This window comes from Haloplanus rubicundus, from assembly GCF_003342675.1.
GTDB classification, from domain to species: Archaea; Halobacteriota; Halobacteria; order Halobacteriales; family Haloferacaceae; genus Haloplanus; species Haloplanus rubicundus.
This window is the reverse complement of the sequence record NZ_CP031148.1, coordinates 2,970,383-2,987,370: the sequence shown is the minus strand read 5'-3', so window position 1 is coordinate 2,987,370 and position 16,988 is coordinate 2,970,383. Positions and strand designations below refer to the sequence as shown.

21 protein-coding genes are annotated in these 16,988 nt (G+C 66.5%); 4 read left to right on the top strand and 17 right to left on the bottom strand.

The annotated features are described in order from the left end of the window. Window positions 1–25: 25 nt before the first annotated feature. The gene (locus DU484_RS16445) at window positions 26–325 is read right to left on the bottom strand and encodes a cupin domain-containing protein (protein ID WP_114587019.1); all 300 of its coding nucleotides are present in this window, start codon (window positions 323–325) and stop codon (window positions 26–28) included. Between the two features lie 97 nt (window positions 326–422). On the opposite strand from DU484_RS16445, the gene DU484_RS16440 reads away from it, so the two are divergent. Both DU484_RS16440 and DU484_RS16435 read left to right on the top strand, forming a co-directional pair. After that, window positions 423–839 (top strand): universal stress protein, encoded by a 417-nt coding sequence (locus DU484_RS16440; RefSeq protein ID WP_114587018.1) that lies wholly within the window; start codon window positions 423–425, stop codon window positions 837–839. A gap of 91 nt (window positions 840–930) precedes the next feature. Then, window positions 931–1,596, top strand: coding sequence for a nitroreductase family protein (locus DU484_RS16435; protein ID WP_114587017.1), 666 nt, complete (start codon window positions 931–933; stop codon window positions 1,594–1,596). 8 nt (window positions 1,597–1,604) lie between these two features. On the opposite strand, the gene DU484_RS16430 is transcribed toward DU484_RS16435, so the two are convergent. Continuing rightward, window positions 1,605–2,687, bottom strand: coding sequence for a KaiC domain-containing protein (locus DU484_RS16430; RefSeq protein ID WP_114587016.1), 1,083 nt, complete (start codon window positions 2,685–2,687; stop codon window positions 1,605–1,607). Between the two features lie 142 nt (window positions 2,688–2,829). Between DU484_RS16430 and DU484_RS16425 the strand changes: the two genes are divergently transcribed. Further along, entirely contained in the window at window positions 2,830–3,651 is an 822-nt protein-coding gene (locus DU484_RS16425) for an NAD(+)/NADH kinase (protein ID WP_114606468.1), read from the top strand. Between the two features lie 4 nt (window positions 3,652–3,655). Here the strand turns inward: DU484_RS16425 and carB are convergent, their stop codons facing one another. The 13 genes from carB to DU484_RS16360 form a co-directional block, all read right to left on the bottom strand. Then, entirely contained in the window at window positions 3,656–6,889 is a 3,234-nt protein-coding gene (gene carB, locus DU484_RS16420) for a carbamoyl-phosphate synthase large subunit (protein ID WP_114606467.1), read from the bottom strand. Between the two features lie 243 nt (window positions 6,890–7,132). Further along, window positions 7,133–7,345, bottom strand: coding sequence for a hypothetical protein (locus DU484_RS16415; RefSeq protein ID WP_114587013.1), 213 nt, complete (start codon window positions 7,343–7,345; stop codon window positions 7,133–7,135). A gap of 95 nt (window positions 7,346–7,440) precedes the next feature. After that, a complete protein-coding gene (locus DU484_RS16410; protein ID WP_114587012.1) occupies window positions 7,441–7,974 on the bottom strand; it encodes a DUF5815 family protein in 534 nt (177 codons plus the stop codon). A gap of 43 nt (window positions 7,975–8,017) precedes the next feature. Further along, window positions 8,018–8,269, bottom strand: coding sequence for a hypothetical protein (locus DU484_RS16405; RefSeq protein ID WP_114587011.1), 252 nt, complete (start codon window positions 8,267–8,269; stop codon window positions 8,018–8,020). A 90-nt stretch (window positions 8,270–8,359) separates the two neighbouring features. Continuing rightward, complete coding sequence (locus DU484_RS16400; protein WP_114587010.1) at window positions 8,360–8,578, bottom strand: hypothetical protein; 219 nt, start codon at window positions 8,576–8,578, stop codon at window positions 8,360–8,362. Window positions 8,579–8,644: 66 nt separating this feature from the next. Next, a complete protein-coding gene (locus DU484_RS16395; protein ID WP_114606466.1) occupies window positions 8,645–9,097 on the bottom strand; it encodes a type IV pilin in 453 nt (150 codons plus the stop codon). A 218-nt stretch (window positions 9,098–9,315) separates the two neighbouring features. Next, entirely contained in the window at window positions 9,316–9,726 is a 411-nt protein-coding gene (locus DU484_RS16390) for a type IV pilin (RefSeq protein WP_114587008.1), read from the bottom strand. 209 nt (window positions 9,727–9,935) lie between these two features. Then, window positions 9,936–10,346: a type IV pilin gene (locus tag DU484_RS16385; protein ID WP_114606465.1), complete on the bottom strand. Its 411-nt coding sequence runs from the start codon at window positions 10,344–10,346 to the stop codon at window positions 9,936–9,938. 246 nt (window positions 10,347–10,592) lie between these two features. Beyond that, window positions 10,593–12,428, bottom strand: coding sequence for an FAD-binding protein (locus DU484_RS16380; protein WP_114606464.1), 1,836 nt, complete (start codon window positions 12,426–12,428; stop codon window positions 10,593–10,595). A 2-nt stretch (window positions 12,429–12,430) separates the two neighbouring features. Beyond that, window positions 12,431–13,318: a succinate dehydrogenase/fumarate reductase iron-sulfur subunit gene (locus tag DU484_RS16375; protein WP_114587005.1), complete on the bottom strand. Its 888-nt coding sequence runs from the start codon at window positions 13,316–13,318 to the stop codon at window positions 12,431–12,433. Further along, the gene (locus tag DU484_RS16370) at window positions 13,315–13,695 is read right to left on the bottom strand and encodes a succinate dehydrogenase (protein ID WP_114587004.1); all 381 of its coding nucleotides are present in this window, start codon (window positions 13,693–13,695) and stop codon (window positions 13,315–13,317) included. Before DU484_RS16370 ends, DU484_RS16375 begins: the two co-directional genes overlap by 4 nt. Next, window positions 13,695–14,123, bottom strand: a complete 429-nt coding sequence (sdhC, locus tag DU484_RS16365; protein WP_114587003.1) for a succinate dehydrogenase, cytochrome b556 subunit — start codon at window positions 14,121–14,123, stop codon at window positions 13,695–13,697. The genes DU484_RS16370 and sdhC overlap by 1 nt, the downstream gene beginning before the upstream one ends. An 88-nt stretch (window positions 14,124–14,211) precedes the next feature. Further along, the gene (locus tag DU484_RS16360; protein WP_114587002.1) at window positions 14,212–15,210 is read right to left on the bottom strand and encodes a succinylglutamate desuccinylase/aspartoacylase family protein; all 999 of its coding nucleotides are present in this window, start codon (window positions 15,208–15,210) and stop codon (window positions 14,212–14,214) included. An 87-nt stretch (window positions 15,211–15,297) separates the two neighbouring features. Between DU484_RS16360 and DU484_RS16355 the strand changes: the two genes are divergently transcribed. After that, complete coding sequence (locus tag DU484_RS16355) at window positions 15,298–15,975, top strand: DUF1405 domain-containing protein (protein ID WP_114606463.1); 678 nt, start codon at window positions 15,298–15,300, stop codon at window positions 15,973–15,975. A gap of 56 nt (window positions 15,976–16,031) precedes the next feature. Here DU484_RS16355 and DU484_RS16350 read toward each other — a convergent pair whose 3' ends face one another. Further along, the gene (locus DU484_RS16350) at window positions 16,032–16,697 is read right to left on the bottom strand and encodes a helix-turn-helix domain-containing protein (protein WP_114606462.1); all 666 of its coding nucleotides are present in this window, start codon (window positions 16,695–16,697) and stop codon (window positions 16,032–16,034) included. 88 nt (window positions 16,698–16,785) lie between these two features. Next, window positions 16,786–16,935 carry a hypothetical protein gene (locus DU484_RS19650; RefSeq protein ID WP_157969583.1) on the bottom strand — a complete coding sequence of 50 codons (150 nt, stop codon included), beginning with the start codon at window positions 16,933–16,935 and terminating at the stop codon, window positions 16,786–16,788. Window positions 16,936–16,988: the final 53 nt, after the last annotated feature.

Below are 16,988 nucleotides of genomic sequence, written 5' to 3'. Positions count from 1 at the left end.
AACGGCATCGCCGGATGCCGGCGACTTACGACTCGACCGGAGCGAAGACGACGACGGCCGTGCTCGGCTCGACGGCGTACGGCGACACCTCCCGCTCGCCGCTGAAGCGGATCAGGTCGCCGGCGTCGAGAGTGTGTGTCTCGTCGTCGAGCGTCAGTTCCAGCCGTCCAGACAGCAGGTGGAGGACGACGTTCGTCCCCTCGTGGGTGTGCCGGGGGACGCGTTCGTCGGCGTCGAGCGAGAGCCGGACCGTCCGCGGGCGACGCGTCTCGAACACCTCGGCGTGGGGGCGGTCCTCCAGGTCGGCGAGCGTCGTGCGTTCCATGGGTGATGGCTACGCGACCACCGCACGTAACCCCCACCCCGAACTGGATCGGGGGTGTCGGCGACGCTTTTTGTATCCGGTCCGCGTACGCTGTGGTATGCCATCACAGGTCCTCGTTCCGTTCGACGGCACGCCCCAATCCGAGGCGGCGCTCGCCTTCGCCACCGAGGAGTGGCCGGACGCGACGTTCACCCTGTTGTACGTCATCGATCCGGTCACGGCGGGGGTCGCTCAACGCGCCCTCCCCGGCAGTTCGGAGACGTGGTACGAAAACGCCCGCGAGACGGCCCGTGGCTGCCTCGACGAGGCGCGGGAACTCGTCGGCCGCCCCGTCGAGACCCGTATCGAGGTGGGGAGTCCCGCCCGCGTCGTCGTCGACGTCGCGAGCGAGGGCCCGTTCGATCACGTCGTCCTCGGGAGCCACGGGCGGGAGGGCGTCTCCCGCATCCTGCTCGGAAGCGTCGCGGAAGGCGTCGTCCGCCGGTCGCCGGTGCCGGTGACCGTGGTCCGATAGCGTCCCGTCCGTGAGACGCGCTACCGGCTCACAGCCGGCGAGTTCGGCCGACTTCCGCCGGTTCTTGTCCGTTCGGTCCTTTCGTTCGCCGATGGAGTTCGACGACGTCATCCGCACCCGTCGGTCCGTCCACCAGTATTCGGACGCCGACATCGACGACGAAACGCTGTACGACCTCTTCGAGGACGTCCGCCACGCACCCTCCTCATTCAACCTCCAGCCGTGGGAGTTCCTCGTCGTCCGCGGCGACGACTTGGAACGGCTCCAGTCGGTCGCCTACGGGCAGGAACACGTCACCGACGCCGCGGCCGCCGTCGTCGTCCTCGGGACGCTCGATCCGAGCGACCACGCCGAGCGGGTCACGAGCGACCTGCTGGAGAAGGGGTACCTCCCGAACGAGGACGCCGCGGAGGCCCGTCTCGACACCGTCGACAACCTCGCGGCCGCCGACGCGGAGACCCGTCGCCTCTGGACGACGGGGAGTTCGACCCTCGCCGCGATGACGCTCATGCACGCCGCGTGGGGGCGCGGCATCGCCTCCTGTCCGATGGGTGGGTTCGACGCAGAGGCGCTCCACGACGAGTTCGACGTGCCCGACGACTACGAGGCGGTCATGCTCGTCACGCTCGGCTACCCCGAGGACGGGGCGGCCGACCTCGAACGTCCCCGGAAGTTCCGCCGCCCGACCGACGAGTTCCTTCACCTCGACGAGTTCGATCCGGTCGCCCGTGAGTCGGCGACGCCGGCGGACGATTAGGCGATAAGCTAGAAGATGTTGGCCTGCCGGTAGACGCTCAGTCCCTCGTCGGTTATCTCGTAGGGTTTCGTCTCCCGGGAGTGGTTCGCGTCGCGGATCTTCTGAATCTCGACGGCCAGCCGCGTCTCCTGGAAATCCGAGGCGCGAACGTACTGCAGGACGAACACCGCGTCCGCGAGATACTCGATGATGCCGTACCGGGACGCGTACGGGGTGTCGCTGCTGGCCTCGCTGGTCACGAGTGTCGTCACGCCCGCCTCCTTGAGCGACTTCGAGAACTGGAACACCTCGCTCCGGCGGTCCGAGGGTCGGTCGTACATCATCTCCAGCAGCGACACCGAGTCGAGGACGAGCCGGTCGGCGCCGAACTCCTCGATCAGTTCCGGCAGGTCGTTGCGGATGCTCGCCAGGCTGTTCGCCATTTCGACGGGGTCGAGGTGGACGACGGCGAGTCGTCCCTCGTCGGCGTACTGCCTGAACGGCCACCCTTTCTCCTCGGCGGTGTCGTAGATGCGGCTCGCGGCCTCTTCGAGGGTCAGATAGACGCCGCGATTCCCGTTCGAGAGCGCCTCGTCGAGGAACTGCAGTCCGAACGTGGTCTTGCCGGTCCCCGCGGACCCGACGATGGAAATCAGCGAGCGCTTCGGCACGCCCCCGAGAATCATGTTGTCGAGCCCGTCGATCCCGAGGTCGATCCGCTCGATTTCCGAGTCGAACTCGGCGTCGTCGTCGAACGGCTCGGCCGCCTGCTCGCCGCCACTCGGGCCGCCGCCGCTGAACAGGTCCTCCCCCGACTCCCCGTCCGGCGCGTCACCGATGTCGGGCGCGTTCTCGAACGCGCTGGCGAAATCCTCTTCGAACGGCGAGTCGTCCGACGCCGGCTCCTCGTCGATATCCGGTGCGTTCTCGACTGCGCCGGCGAAGTCCTCCTCGAACGGCGAGTCGGCCGACGCCTGATCGGCGTCCGGTCCGTCGTCGGTCGCCGAATCCGAGTCGGCGTCCGGTCCGTCGTCGCCGGACTCGTCGGTCGTCGAGTCCGAGTCCTCGCGGAGCGCCCGCTCGAACCAGTCCTCGCCGTCGTCCTCGCTCATCGTCGGTCACCGGTGCCCGGTCCGCGACGCCCGTGCTCGACGGTCGTCCCCGCGGAACCTGCCATCGGTTCCTCTGCGCACGCCGGTATCATCAATGTTGTCCGTCCGGTGGGCTTTTTTTCTCACGGGGCGAGATTCGGGTATGTACGTCGGTCTCGTCGCACAGAAGGGCAACAGTCGGGCGTCGTTTCTCGCGGCGGAGCTTCGGCGGCGACTCCGGGACGCCGACGTCACCGTCGCCGTCGACACGGCGACCGCCGAGACGCTCGACCTCGACGGGACGCCGGTCGAGGCGTTCGACGCCTGCGACCTCGTGGTCAGCATCGGCGGCGACGGCACGTTCCTCTACGCCGCCCGCGGCGCCGACGGCACGCCCATCCTCGGTGTCAACCTCGGCGAAGTCGGCTTCCTCAACGCCGTCGGCCCGGACGAGGCCGTCGACGTCGTCTTAGACGAAGTTGCGGCCTTCCGCGCCGGTGAGATGTCGGTTCGCGAGACGCCCCGACTCGCCGCCGCCGGCGACGGCTGGACCGCCCCGCCGACGACGAACGAAGTGGTCGTCCAGGGATCGATCCGCGGGCCGAGCGGCGGCGTCGACTGCGACGTCCGCGTCGACGGGTCGCGCTACTCGGCGAGTCGCGCCGACGGCGTCCTCGTCGCCACGCCGACGGGCAGCACGGCCTACAACCTCAGCGAGGCCGGCCCACTCGTCCACCCCGGCGTCGACGGCCTCGTCGTCAACGAGATGTGCGCGAGCGAGGGGATGCCGCCGCTCGTCGTCGGGCCGGACAGCGAGGTGACGATTCACGTCTCGGGGGCCGACCGCGCCGTCGTCGTCGGCGACGGCCGCGTCCTCCGGGAACTCGACCCGCCGACCGAGGTCCGCGTCGGCCGCGCCGACGCGCCCGTGCGCGTCGCCGGCCCGACGTCGGATTTCTTCGAAGCGCTCGGAAAACTGGATTAGTAGCCTACTCGCCCCACTGCTTCTGCACCTTCGGCCGGTCCGAGGTGGCCTGCACGTCGATGGGGTCGTCCTGGTGGCGCAGGCCTTCGAGGACTGCTTCCGCCGAGGCGTGCGTCGAGAAGTACGTGATGTCCTCCTCGACGGCGACTTCGAGCGCCTCGCGGTTGCGCGAGACGATGACGTCCACCTCGCCCCGACGGATCGCCTCGGACAGGTCGTCGAACTCGGCGACGTCGTAGAACTCCGCGAACGCGTCGATCAGTGCCTTGCCCTCCTCGCTGTCGGGGTCGGGGAACTCCGACGCCGAGAGGTCGACGACGGCCGTCCCCGACGCTGGGATGGCCTTGCCCGTCGCGGACTGGGCTTTCTCGTAGGCCTTACCGAAGTGTTCGGCCGTGCCCATCACCTCGCCCGTCGACTTCATCTCGGGGCCGAGGCGCGGGTCGCTGCCGGGCAGGCGGTCGAAAGGCAGGACGACTTCCTTGACGCTCACCTGCTCGGGGATCTGTTCCTGCGCGTCGAGTTCGTCGAGCGAGTGACCCGCCATCACCTTCGCCGCGAGTTTGGCGATGGGGACGCCCGTCGCCTTCGAGACGAAGGGGACCGTCCGCGAGGACCGCGGGTTGGCCTCGAGGACGTAGACGGTGCCGTCCTTGACGGCCAGCTGGACGTTCAGCAGGCCGACGGTGTCGAGTTCGCGGGCGATTTCGACCGTCACCTCGCGCACGCGGTCCATCACCTCGGTCACCGCGTCGGCCTGTGGCGGGATCATACACGCCGAGTCGCCGGAGTGTACCCCCGCCGATTCGACGTGTTCCATCACGCCGCCGATGATGACGTCCTCGCCGTCGGCGACGGCGTCGACGTCCAGTTCGACCGCGTCGTCGAGGAACTCGTCGACGAGGATCGGTTTGTCCGGCGAGACGCGCACCGCCTCCTCGATGTACTCCTTCAGGTCGTCGTCGTTGTAGACCACGTCCATCGCGCGCCCGCCGAGGACGTAGGACGGGCGGACGAGGACGGGGTAGCCGATGTCGTTGGCGAGTTCGAGGGCTTCGGCTTCGCTGGTCGCGGAGCCACCCTCCGGCTGGGCGATGCCGCGCTGGTCCATCAGGCGGTTGAACCGATCGCGGTCCTCCGCGAGGTCCATGGCGTCGACGCTCGTGCCCAGAATCTCGCAGTCGAGGTCACGGCGCTGCAGCTCCGCTTCGAGCGGGTGCCCGATGTTCACGGAGGTCTGGCCCCCGAACTGGACCATCACGCCGTCGGCGTCGGCGGCCTCGACGACGTCCGCCACCTCCTCGGCGGTGATCGGCTCGAAGAAGAGGCCGTCGGAGGTGTCGTAGTCCGTCGACACCGTCTCGGGGTTGTTGTTGACGACGTGGGCGTCGATGCCCTCCTCGCGGAGCGCCTGAATCGCGTGGACCGAGCAGTAGTCGAACTCGACGCCCTGTCCGATGCGGATGGGGCCGCCGCCGACGACGACGACGCTCTCCACGTCGCGGTCGACCCGCAGTTCGCCCGCCGCCGCGTCGCCCTCGAAGGGTCCGGTGACGAACTCGGGTTTCCGCGAGGAGTAGTAGTACGGCGTCTGCGCGGCGAACTCGCCGGCGCAGGTGTCGACCTGCTTGTACGTGCGGCCGGGCACCGCGGTTTCGACGGTGCCCACGTCGGCACCGGCGGCGGCGGCGATTTCGGCGTTGGTGACGCCCTTGACCGCCGCGTCGGTGAAGTCGCCCTCGGCGGCGTTGGCCACCGCCTCCGAGACGCGCGCGAACCGCTCGACGTACCACTCCTTGATGCCGGTCATCTCGACCACGTCGTCGACGCTGTAGCCGCGGTCGAACGCCTCGAAGATGGCGTAGGGGCGGTCGGGCGTCGGCGTCGCGAGGTACTCGTCTTCGAGCGTCCCGTCGTCCACGTCGACCCAGTCGACGGCGGGGTCGTACTCCGTCGACCGGAGCGCCTTCAACAGGGACTCCTCGAAGGTCCGGCCGATGGACATCGCCTCGCCCGTCGACTTCATCGCCGTGCCGAGCGTGAAGTCCACGTCGCCGAACTTGTCTTTCGGCCACCGCGGAATCTTCGTCACGACGTAGTCGATTGCCGGCTCGAAGGCGGCCGTCGTCTCGCCCGTGATCTCGTTTTCGATCTCGTGGAGGCGCTTGCCGAGGGCCACCTTCGCGGTGACGCGAGCGATGGGGTAGCCCGTCGCCTTCGAGGCGAGCGCGGAGGACCGCGAGACGCGAGGGTTCACCTCGACGACCCGGTACTCGCCGCCGGGCGTGCCGTCGTCGTGCCACGCGAACTGGATGTTACAGCCACCCTGGATGCCGAGTTCCCGGATGACCTCCAGCGCGGCGTCGCGCATCTCCTGGTGGCCGTCGTCGGGGATCACCTGCGACGGCGTGACGACCATCGACTCGCCCGTGTGGATGCCCATCGGGTCGAGGTTCTCCATGTTGCAGATGATGATGGTCGAGTCGTCGGCGTCGCGCATCACCTCGTACTCGAGTTCGACCCAGCCCGCGATGGACTCGGTGATCAGGACCTCGCTGTTGCGGGAGAGGCGGAGGCCCTTGCGCACGCGTTCGAGGAGTTCCGGCATGTTGTCGACGACGCCCGATCCCGACCCGCCGAGCGTGTAGGTCGTCCGGGCGATGACGGGCAGACCACCCACCTCCTCGACTGCGGCCTCGACGCGGTCACGGAGCGCGTCCTGATCGATGCTGCTCACTTCCTCGCCCTCGTCGAGCGAGATGGTCGTCGAGCCGGGGACCGGCTGGCCGATGTTCTCCATCCGCTTGCGGAAGAGGTCGCGGTCCTCCGTCGCGTAGATGGTGTCGAGCGGCGTCCCCATGATCTCCACGTCGTGTTCCTCGAGGACGCCCTCTTCGGCGAGTTCGGCGGTGACGTTCAGCCCGGTCTGGCCGCCGAGACCGGCGATCACGCCGTCCGGCTTCTCCTTTCGGATGATCTCGGCGATGGCCTCGGTCGTGATCGGCTCGATGTAGACCCGGTCGGCCATGTCCGGGTCGGTCATGATCGTCGCGGGGTTCGAGTTGACGAGGACGACTCGCGCACCCTCCTCCTGCAGGGCTCGGCAGGCCTGCGCGCCGGAGTAGTCGAACTCGGCGGCCTGGCCGATCTGAATCGGGCCGCTTCCGATCAACAGTATCGTCCGATCTTCGGAGTCGGTGGCGGTCTCTGTCTCCGCCACGGTGGCCTCGTCGGTCATCGTCCGATCCGAGTTCGCACATCGTAATAAGCCCCACGAAACGGTACGAGATGCGAAGCAAGATTACGGATTTCGAAACGAGAGTGAGTAACAAGGGGGCTGTCGTCGCCCTCGGTCTCTCCGGGCGTCGCGACTGCAGCCGCCGGATTGCGGTCGTGTGTCTCATAGGGAGTATGGTCACTGTCCAGCGATTCTCGCCGGACCGTGCCGGCGAGAGTCGCTGCTGACTTCCGATAATCCCTATCAGTTGTTCAGTCGGTAGCGGTAGGGACTCCCCTGCAGGACTTCCACGTCACCCTCCTCGGCCCAGCGGCCGAGGACCGTCGCGACACGGTGGGCGCTCTCGAACTCTTCCTGTTCTTCCAGGAGCGTCAAAATCTCGCGAGCGGTCAACGGCTCGTCGGCGTCGGAGAGCACGCCCCGGAGTCGCTCGTACTGCCGTCGTTGGGGGCGCATACGTCACACAACGCCCGGGATCGACTTAGTGTTCAGTGAGACGACCGTCCGACGACTGTCAGACGAGTCGTGGCGATGTCGGGAGCGTCCGCGTCTCAGGCGTAGACGTCGTCGGCGTCGAGATCGCGCTCGGCGCGGTACTGGTCGACGAACGCCGACACGTCGAACTCCAGCATCTGCTGCTCGAACTCCTGGATCGCGGCGTCGTCGTCGGCGTGGCTGACGGCGTGTTCCATCAGTTCGATCACGAGTTCGACGACGACCTCGTGGAGGCGCCGCGAGTCGAAGTCGCTCACCCACAGGAGCGCGTAGCCCACGTCGCCCTCGTCGCTCAGGTCCGCGACGGCCACCTGGTCGGGAAACTCCTCCAGGACGACGCCCAGGAGGTGCGGCGTGTCGAACTCAGGCATCTCCTCGCTGCTGGTCTCGACCGTCTCCCGGAGCAGGTCGACCAGGAATTCGGGCAGGAATCGCTCGGGTGGATGGACGTCCATCACGACGGCGTGGACGTCGCCGCAGACACAGTCGAACTCCCGCATCCCCAGATCGAGGTCGGTCGCGCGGACGGTCTCGCCGCAGGGTAGCTCGACCGTCCGCGCGTCGTCGCCGGGGACGCCCGGTTTCGTCATACTCCGACTTGCACCCTCGTCGGGTTAAACGTCGCGTTCTCGATTATCGCTCGGCCGTCACCCACAGCACCGGCCCCACGACCAGCAGGACGATACCGAGAAACAGGTAGTGCACCGGAGCGAGCGACTGCGGCGTCATGATGAACACGAGACCGAACACCGTCGCGTTGATGGCGATGATCCGCCGGGATTTCAGCGGCAGCGCTCCGACCGTCGCGAGGATGAAAACCAACAACAGCGCCTGCCCGACGTTGTAGTTGAGCAGGAAACTGTCGATGATCTGTAGCGGGAGCATTCGTGTTCACATCTCGCCCGGAATCGGGCATTAAAGTTCCGTTTACCGACGACGCTCTACTCCCGGCGGTGCGCCGCCCCCGATGGCGCCCTACCGCTCGCTCGGGCCGGTGATGTCGAGCGGCCGAAGCCACCCCCACCACAGCAGAAACACCATCGTTCCGTAGCCCGTCACGAACACGGCCGAGCCGAGGGCGTCGTATCCCTGTTCCGCCAGGAAGCCACGGGCCAGCCCCGACCCGCCGATGCCGAGGACCAGGAGGACGATGATCAACAGGGTATCGCGGGTCAGAAACGCGTCGGCGTCCATACGTGGCAGTACGGGCGCGTCGCTACTGAGGGTGACGGTTCGCGCCGGAAAAAATGGGCCGTCGCGTTACTGCGGTGCCGTCGCGCGAGCGATGGTGTTGGTGCTCCCGCCGTTGGGGTTGGTCCAGATGACACGGATGGTCTCGCCGGAGTTGACGTCGCTGTGGGAGATGCGGTCACCGGCGGAGACGACGCCGTCGTCGCCCCAGTTCGAGTCGCTGGGGACGTAGGTCAGCCCGCTATCGTCGCCGCTCACGCTGAGCGTCGAGTTCTCTATTGTCTCGCCACCCTCGTGGGTGATGTTGACGATGTCGTCGCTGGTTCCGTCGAACCCGTCGCCGCCGTCGTTGAAGTCGAAGCTGAAGCTAGCCTGCGGTGCGTTGTCGCTCACCTGGTCGCCCAGGCCGAGGACGAACGTGCCGATCACGGCGGCGAGGATGACGGTGATGGCCACCATCAGGATGACGCCGATGACCGGGCTCACTGCGCGGTCCTCCGTCAGTAGTTGTTTCAGTTGCATGGGTGTGTGACACGCCGGGCCGGAGCCGGGGGGATCGGTTCGGTGCTCCCGCGCGGACACGCGTCGACGTGTTGGATCGACGAATGGGGTAGCGATGCATAAATCTGCGTCATCAATTCTCGAAAGAGATAATTTGATTGCCACGACCTCGGAAGCGGATGTGGTCGTCACTTGTCGACTTGGGGTTCAAAAAACGGTATGGCGGTGTCGCAGTTCGGTTACTGCGGTGCGGTCGCGCGGGCGATAGTGTTCGTGCTCCCGCCGGCCGGGTTGGTCCAGACGACGCGGATGGTCTCGCCTTCGGCGACACTACCGTACTCGGCTGTGTCACCGGCCGCGATCGTGGACGGGAAGGCCGTGGTTTCGGTCACGCCGCCCTCGTCACCGCTGACGTTGATGTTGCTCTCCTCCAGCGTCTCACCACCCTCGTGAGTGATGTTCACGCCATTACTGCCGTTGAAGTCGAAGCTGAAGCTGGCTTGCGGTGCGCTCTCGCTGACTTGGTCGCCCAGGCCGAGGACGAACGTGCCGATCACGGCGGCCAGAATGACGGTGATAGCCACCATCAGAATGACGCCGATGACCGGGCTGACCGCACGATCCTCGGTTAGGAGTTGTTTCAGTTGCATGTTATGTGGCACGCCGGGCCGGAGCCGGGGGGATACGTGCTCCCGCACGGACACGCGTCGACGTGTTAGCCCGACGAACGTGGCGACGAGTGATAAATTTGCGCGGCTAATTATCAAAATAGATAATTATACGCCGCTTATCGACGAACGCCGAGTGAACGTCCGCCGAACGTGGCTCGAAAAAACGGTATGGCGGTGTCGCAGTTCGGTTACTGCGGTGCGGTCGCGCGGGCGATGGTGTTGGTCGCTCCGCCGGCTGGGTTGGTCCAGATGACGCGAACCGTCTCGCCGGGGTCGACGCCCGAATAAGGAGCCGTATCGCCGGCCGAGATGGTATTACCCGCCCAGTTGTTGCCGCTCGGATCGGCGCCATTGTCGCCGCTCACGTTGATGTTGTCCGCCTCCAGCGTCTCGCCACCCTCGTGGGTGATGTTCACGCCGGTATCGTTGAAGTCGAAGCTGAAGCTGGCTTGCGGTGCACTCTCGCTGACCTGGTCGCCCAGGCCGAGGACGAACGTGCCGATCACGGCGGCGAGGATGACGGTGATGGCCACCATCAGGATGACGCCGATGACCGGGCTCACTGCGCGGTCCTCTGTCAGTAGTTGTTTCAGTTGCATGGATTGATCGACACGCCGGGCCGGAGCCGGGGGGATCGGTTCGGTGCTCCCGCACGGACACGCGTCGGCGTGTTGGTGGCACGAATGTGGCGGTGAGTGATAAATTCGGGCGTTCGAATATCACGAGAGATAATTGGAACCGACTCGTCGACTCAGGGCGTCGTTGAACGTCGGCGTCCCCGAAGAAGGGGGACCCTTCAGCCCGTTGCAGTCGGGTGATTTGGCGTCTCGGTGTGCGACCGTCGCTCAGTAGCTCCGCTCTTTCGGTTCGTACGTCTTCTTCTCGCCTTCGAGGACCACCGGCTTGTACCAGAGTTCGGGCGACCCGTCCGACCACGACACCATCGTGTGTTTGAGCCACTCGTCGTCCTTGCGTTCCTGGTGTTCCTTGCGCCAGTGGGCGCCGCGGAACTCGTCGCGTGCGAGCGCGCCCACGGTGATCATCTCCGCGATGTCCAGCAGGTTCCGCGTCTCGATGGTCTGGATCAGGTCCGTGTTGTACGTGCTCGACGGGTCGGCGACGTAGACGTCGCGGTACCGCTCGCGCGCGGCGTGGATGTCGACCAGCGCCTCCTTCAGCGCCGCCTCCTCGCGGAAGACGTTGACGTTCTCCGTCATCGTGTGCTGGACCGCCGCCCGAATCTCGGCGTGTTGGGTCCCGTCGTCGCGTTCGAGCAGGCGTTCGACCCGCTCGCGCTCCCGTTCGAGCGACCGTTCGACGACGGCCTCGGCCGTCTCGGCGGCCGCACCGCCGTCCGCCACGGCGTCGCCCTCGCTGCCCCACGGTTCGCCCAGTTCGACCGGCGTCTCTACGTCGCCGGCCTCCGAATCGTCGCTCCGGCCGACCGTCACCCGCGGCGCTTCCGTCTCGCCGCCGGCGGCGTGCAGGCCGGCACGCTTGCCGAAGACGATGAGTTCCGGCAGGGCGTTGCCGCCGAGGCGGTTCGCGCCGTGGACGCTCGCGCAAGCACACTCGCCGACGGCGTACAGCCCGTCGACGCAGGTCTGTCCGTACTCGTCCGTCTCGATGCCACCCATCGCGTAGTGTTGGCCGGGCTTGACCGGCATCGGCTCCTCCAACCCGTCGACGCCCTCGAAGTCCTCCGCGAGGTGGAGGATGTTCTCCAGCCTGTCGACGATGCGCTCCTCGCCGAGGTGACGCATGTCGAGGTGGACGTACTCGTCTTCGATGCCCCGGCCCTCGTTCACCTCGGTCAACTCGGCGCGGGACACCACGTCACGGGAGGCGAGTTCGCCGTCGTTGTTCGCGTAGCCGTGTTCGAACATGAACCGCTCGCCCTCGTCGTTGTAGAGGATGCCGCCCTCGCCGCGCACCCCCTCCGAAATCAGGACGCCCGTGGAGGGGAGCGTCGTCGGGTGGAACTGGATCATCTCCATGTCCTCGGCGGGGACGCCGGCGCGGTAGGCCATCGCCACGCCGTCGCCCGTGTTCGCCACCGCGTTGGTGGTGTGATCGTACACCTGGCCCAGCCCGCCCGTGGCGAGGACGACGCCGTCGCGCGCGGTGAAGGCCTCGACGTTCCCAGTCGCCGTCTCGTAGGCGACGACGCCGTGGCAACTCCGCTCTGCTGGGTCGTCCTCGTCGGAAACGGCGAGGTTCAGGACGTACCACTCGTCGAACACCTCGATGCCCCGTTTGACGACCTGCTCGTACAGAGTGTGCAGGAGGTGGTGGCCCGTCTCGGCGCCCGCGTACGTCGTCCGCGGGAAGGAGAGCCCGCCGAACGGCCGCTGGGAGACGGTGCCGTCGTCCTCGCGGGAGAACGCCATCCCCCAGTGTTCGAGCTGGATCACTTCCTCCGGGCTCTCCTGGGTGAGCGCCTCGACGGCCGGGGCGTCGCCCAGGTAGTCCGACCCCTTCATCGTGTCGTAGGCGTGGAGCTCCCAGTCGTCGCCCTCACGGAGAGCGGCGTTGATGCCGCCCTCGGCCGCCCCAGTGTGACTCCTGACGGGGTGGAGTTTCGTGACCATCGCCACGTCCGCCCCCGCTTCCTGTGCCGCGATGGCCGCGCGCAGGCCCGCCCCGCCCGCGCCGACCACGATGACGTCGTATTCGTACATGGTTACCAGAACTTCAGGTTGCTCTTGACTGCCTCGCGTTTCAGCTCCTGGATGTGCTCGGTCAGGGGGATGTCCTTCGGACACACCTCGGTACACGAGAACTGCGTCTGGCACCGCCAGACGCCGTGTTCCTGCTCGATGATCTCCAGACGTCGCTGTTTCATGTCCTCGCCTTCCCGCTCGTCCATCGCGAACCGGTAGGCCTTGTTGATGGCCGCCGGCCCGAGATACTCGTTGTCGCCCGCCGCGATGTTACACGAGGACATGCACGCGCCACACCAGATACACCGGGTCGACTTCTTGATCTTCTCCCTGTTTTCCCGGCTCTGTCGCTGTTCTTCCAGCTCTCCCTCGGGCCGGTTCTCCGTCTGGAAGTACGGCTCGACCGACTCCATCTGGTCGTAGAAGTGTTCCATGTCGACGACCAGGTCCTTCACCACCTCCGAGTGGGGAAGGGGTTCGATCCGTACCGGCTGATCGAGGTCCGAAAGCTGGGTCTGACAGCCGAGCCGCTGGGAGCCGTTGACGAAGAGGGCGTCCGAGCCACAGATGGCCTGTCGACACGAGTGCCGGAAGGTGAGGCTGGCGTCGAACTGGTCGCGCGCGTAGATGAGTGCGTCCAGTACCGTCATCCCCGGTTCGTAGGGGACGTGGAAGTCGTCGAAGCGCGGCTCCTGTTTCCCCTCCACCTCGGGGTCGTAGCGGAACACCTTCAGGTGGTAGCGTTCCGCGTCCGCCGCGGCGCGTTCCTCGGCCTCGACGCGCTTGCGTTCGCGCTCCTCGGCCCGCCGACGTTTCTCGTCGAGGCGGCGCTCCTGGGCCGTCTCACCCTCGCTTTCCGTACTCTCCGTCTCGGTTTCGGTCTCGGGTTGTTGTCGTTGCGTACTCATAGGATTGGGAGGAGGTCGATGCCGGCCCACGCGTTCGCGGTTCTGAACCCCTGCACCAGCAGGAGGAGGCTCGCGACGCCGAGGACGACTTTGACGGCCTGTCGCTTGACACCGGTCAGGCCGGCGTTGATCAGGGCGTTGTAGACGCCGTTGACGCCGTGGAACGTCGCGGTCACCAGAAAGAGGATCATCAGCGAGTAGTAGCTCCACGTCTCCATCCGGCCGGCGCTCATCGCGAACGTCACCTCGTCGGCGTGGTGGACGAAATGGAGGAGGAAAAAGTGGAAGGCGAGCACGACGACGAGGAAGGCGGCGGTGATGCGCTGCCAGAGCCACAGCCGCCCGCCCGCTCGGAACGAGGAGTAGCGCTCGGCCATCAGAGCGACACCCCCGCGAGGAAGGTCGGGATGCTCGCGACGACGATGGCGCCCGTCAGTATCAGTGACGCGTAGAAGCTCCGGTCCTGCGTGCCGAGGCCGATTCCGAGGTCGACCAGCAGGAGGCGCGTCCCGTTCAGGATGTGGAACACGGCGACCGCGAGCAACCCGACTTCGAGGAGGCGGACCACCAGCAGACTCTCCAGCGCCTGGATCGTCTGCGTGTAGAGGTCCTGATTCGCCGCGACCGTCGCGGGATCGGCGCTCGCCGACGTGAGGGCCGTACTCAGCACGGCGATGTGGGTGAACAGATAGCCGATCAACACCCACCCGGTGAACTTATGAAAAATCCAGGCCCACATGCCGGCCGAGAATTCCCGCCACCGGCCGAAATCCTCGATGAGGCCTCGATCGTAGGACTGACTCATGCTCGTCCGGCTCTCGGGACCGTGATCGTATAGAAGTTACGTACCGCTCGCGGGCGCTCGCGGCGTCGCTGGCCGCCGATTCCGTCGATCATCGATCCGTCTGTCGGCGGTCGACGATCCGCGCCGTCTCCGCGTCGAGTTCCGCGAGATGACAGATCGGATTGCCCGGGTACACCACCGGATTCTCGAGGAGACCGATCAGGACGCCGGTGAAGGGTGCCTCGACCGGCACCCCGTCGGCCTTGAACGGATCGGTGATCGTACAGATGCGCTCGCCCTCGTGGACGAGGCTCCCCCGGTCGTAGTGCATGTCGACGATGCCGCCCGCGTCCGCCCGTATCCACGTCTTCTCCGTCACGACCGTTCGCCATCCCGGCCAGCGGACCGGCCCCGGCTGGAGGCCGTACTCCGCGAACACGCTCTCCACGCCGTCGAGGGCGTCGTCGATGAGGCGGCGTTCGAACCGGTGGGCCTGCCCCATCTCGACCGTGATGGTCGGGACGCCCGCGCGGGTCGCCTCCCCACGGAGCGTCCCGTCGCTCCCCGCGCCGTCGACGACGACGCTCGCCCCGAAGGCGAAAGCGAGCCGCGACACCGCGTCGTCTTCCGTGTCCGCGCGCACGTGTAACATGTTCGTCCGCCCTCGCGTCGAGGTGTGGAAGTCGATGCCGAGATCACAGGGCGCGATGAAGTTCCGAAAGATGGCGTGAGCCATCCGCTTCGCGCTCGTCGAGGACGGGTCGCCGGGAAAGGATCGATTGAGGTCGCGGTCGTAGATGGGGAGATACCGCTGCTGGGTGAGAAAGCCCTGGACGTTCAGGACGGGCAGACAGACGATGGTGCCCGCGAGGTCGTCCAGGTCCCACTCGAAGGCCACCTCCCGTACCACCTCGATGCCGTTGAGTTCGTCGCCGTGGGCGGCCGCCGACAGGAACACCGTCGGCCCGTCGCGCTCGCCGTTGACGATGGTCACCGGAATCCGCACCGGATCGCCGAGATACGTCTCGCTGATGCCGTACCGGAGGTTCTGCCGCTCGCCGGGGGCGACCTTCCCGCCGTTGTACGTGAAGGCCGCGTCCGAATCCATGTCGGTCCTTCCGCGAGGCGGCCACTTAAACCATTCAACCTCCGCCGCACGACAGATTTTACCTTCGACCGATCCACGAAGTGATCGATGGTCACGGTTTCGCTCGACCTCGGGCGCTACGTGGAGTACTACCTCGGCAACGCGCCCAGCCTCTCGATGCTCTTGGTCGCCAACGGCGCCGCCTTCCTCGTCGGCATCAGTTTCTACGTCCACGCCGATCCCTCCTTCGCCGACCTGCCGACCTTCCTCTACCCGCTCTTCGGCGACTCGCCTACCGCGCTCGCGCTGGCGACGCTCTCGCTCGCGACGCTTCTTCCCCTCCTCGGGAACGCCCGTCGCGTCCGCGACGCCCCGACCAACACCCCGCTGGCCTACCTCCATACGTTCGCGTTCGTCTGGCTCGTCAAGTACGGCCTCTGGACCGTCGTCGCCCTCAACCTCCACCCCGGTCAGTACGTCGGCGCCCCGGGCGCCCTCTGGAACTACTGGGGGATCATGCTCACTCACCTGTTGTTCGTCGTCGAGGCCTTCGCCATCCCCTACTACGGTCGGACGACCGACCGCGCGCTCAAGCTCGCGCTCGTCGCGCTCCTCGTCAACGACGTCTTCGACTACGCCTTCGGCTACCATCCGCCGCTTCGCTACGATCCCGGCATCCCCCTGATCCTCGCGACGCTACTCCTCTCGGTCGGGGCCGTCTACCTCGCGGACCGCGTCTTCGACCGCCCGGAGCGGTTCGATCCGCTGGCGCCCAGCGGGGAGTAGCGGCACGCGACGGTGAGAATCGTGTTCCCGGTTGCCACCGCACGGCGTCGTGGCGATCAATTCGTCCCGTCACCGGCGTCCATCAGGGACGAGACGACGAGTCGCTTGATGCCACGTCGAAGGAGACCGCTGGCTGCGGGTTGGGAGATGTCGAGCGCAGCGGCGACGTCGCCGAGCGTCGCGTTGCGTGGTTCTTCGAAGTACCCGGCTTCGACTGCGACGAGGAGGGCTTCTCGCTGGCTCTCGGTCAGTCCGGCGTCCGTCTCACCCAAGCCGTCGTATTCGTTCACGCGCAGTAGCTCGATGTCGATGTCGTTCCCCTGTGCGTAGTCCCAGAGCTGCACCAGATCCGTTCGCTCGGGCATCCACACCGTCAGAATCCAGGCGCGCCCGTCGTTTTCCATGTCGAGGATGACGCCGTTCGCGGCCGAAATCACCGGTGAGAGGATCTTCGCGTCGTCGGTGTACTCGATGCTGTAAATCGCCTTCTCCGCCCCGATTTCGATCACCCGTTCGAACTCGCCGACGGTACTATCCGTCCGTAATCCGTCCTCGAACTGACGGAAGTCGGCCGACTCGATGTGATAGAAGAACTTCCCCGACGTCGGGTCGGTTCCCGCCTCCGACACCGACTTGACTTCCGAACTTCGGTCGTGGGTAACCGCTCCCGTGAGCACTATGTCGGGGTGCTCGACTCGGACGACCGCTTTAACGTCGCTCATCTCGCTACCGACCGGTCGCCGCGTGGCGGCTTAATTGATACGGGTCGGTTGGTCGTGCTCGTCGCCGCCGCGAACACCGTTCTCGAACCTACCCCGACGTTTCGACGCCGTGGTTGAACAGCGCCGCCCAGACGGACGTCGCCCGGTCGGCGACGAACGACGTAGCCGGCCCGGCGGGAAGGTAGAATTTCGGTTCGGTTGCGTTGCTTCGACCGTCGGCGTGACTCCGCTGTACCATGACTGAATGGTGGGCGCCTATCGCCATCGGTCTGTAGCTTAATCCTATAACGC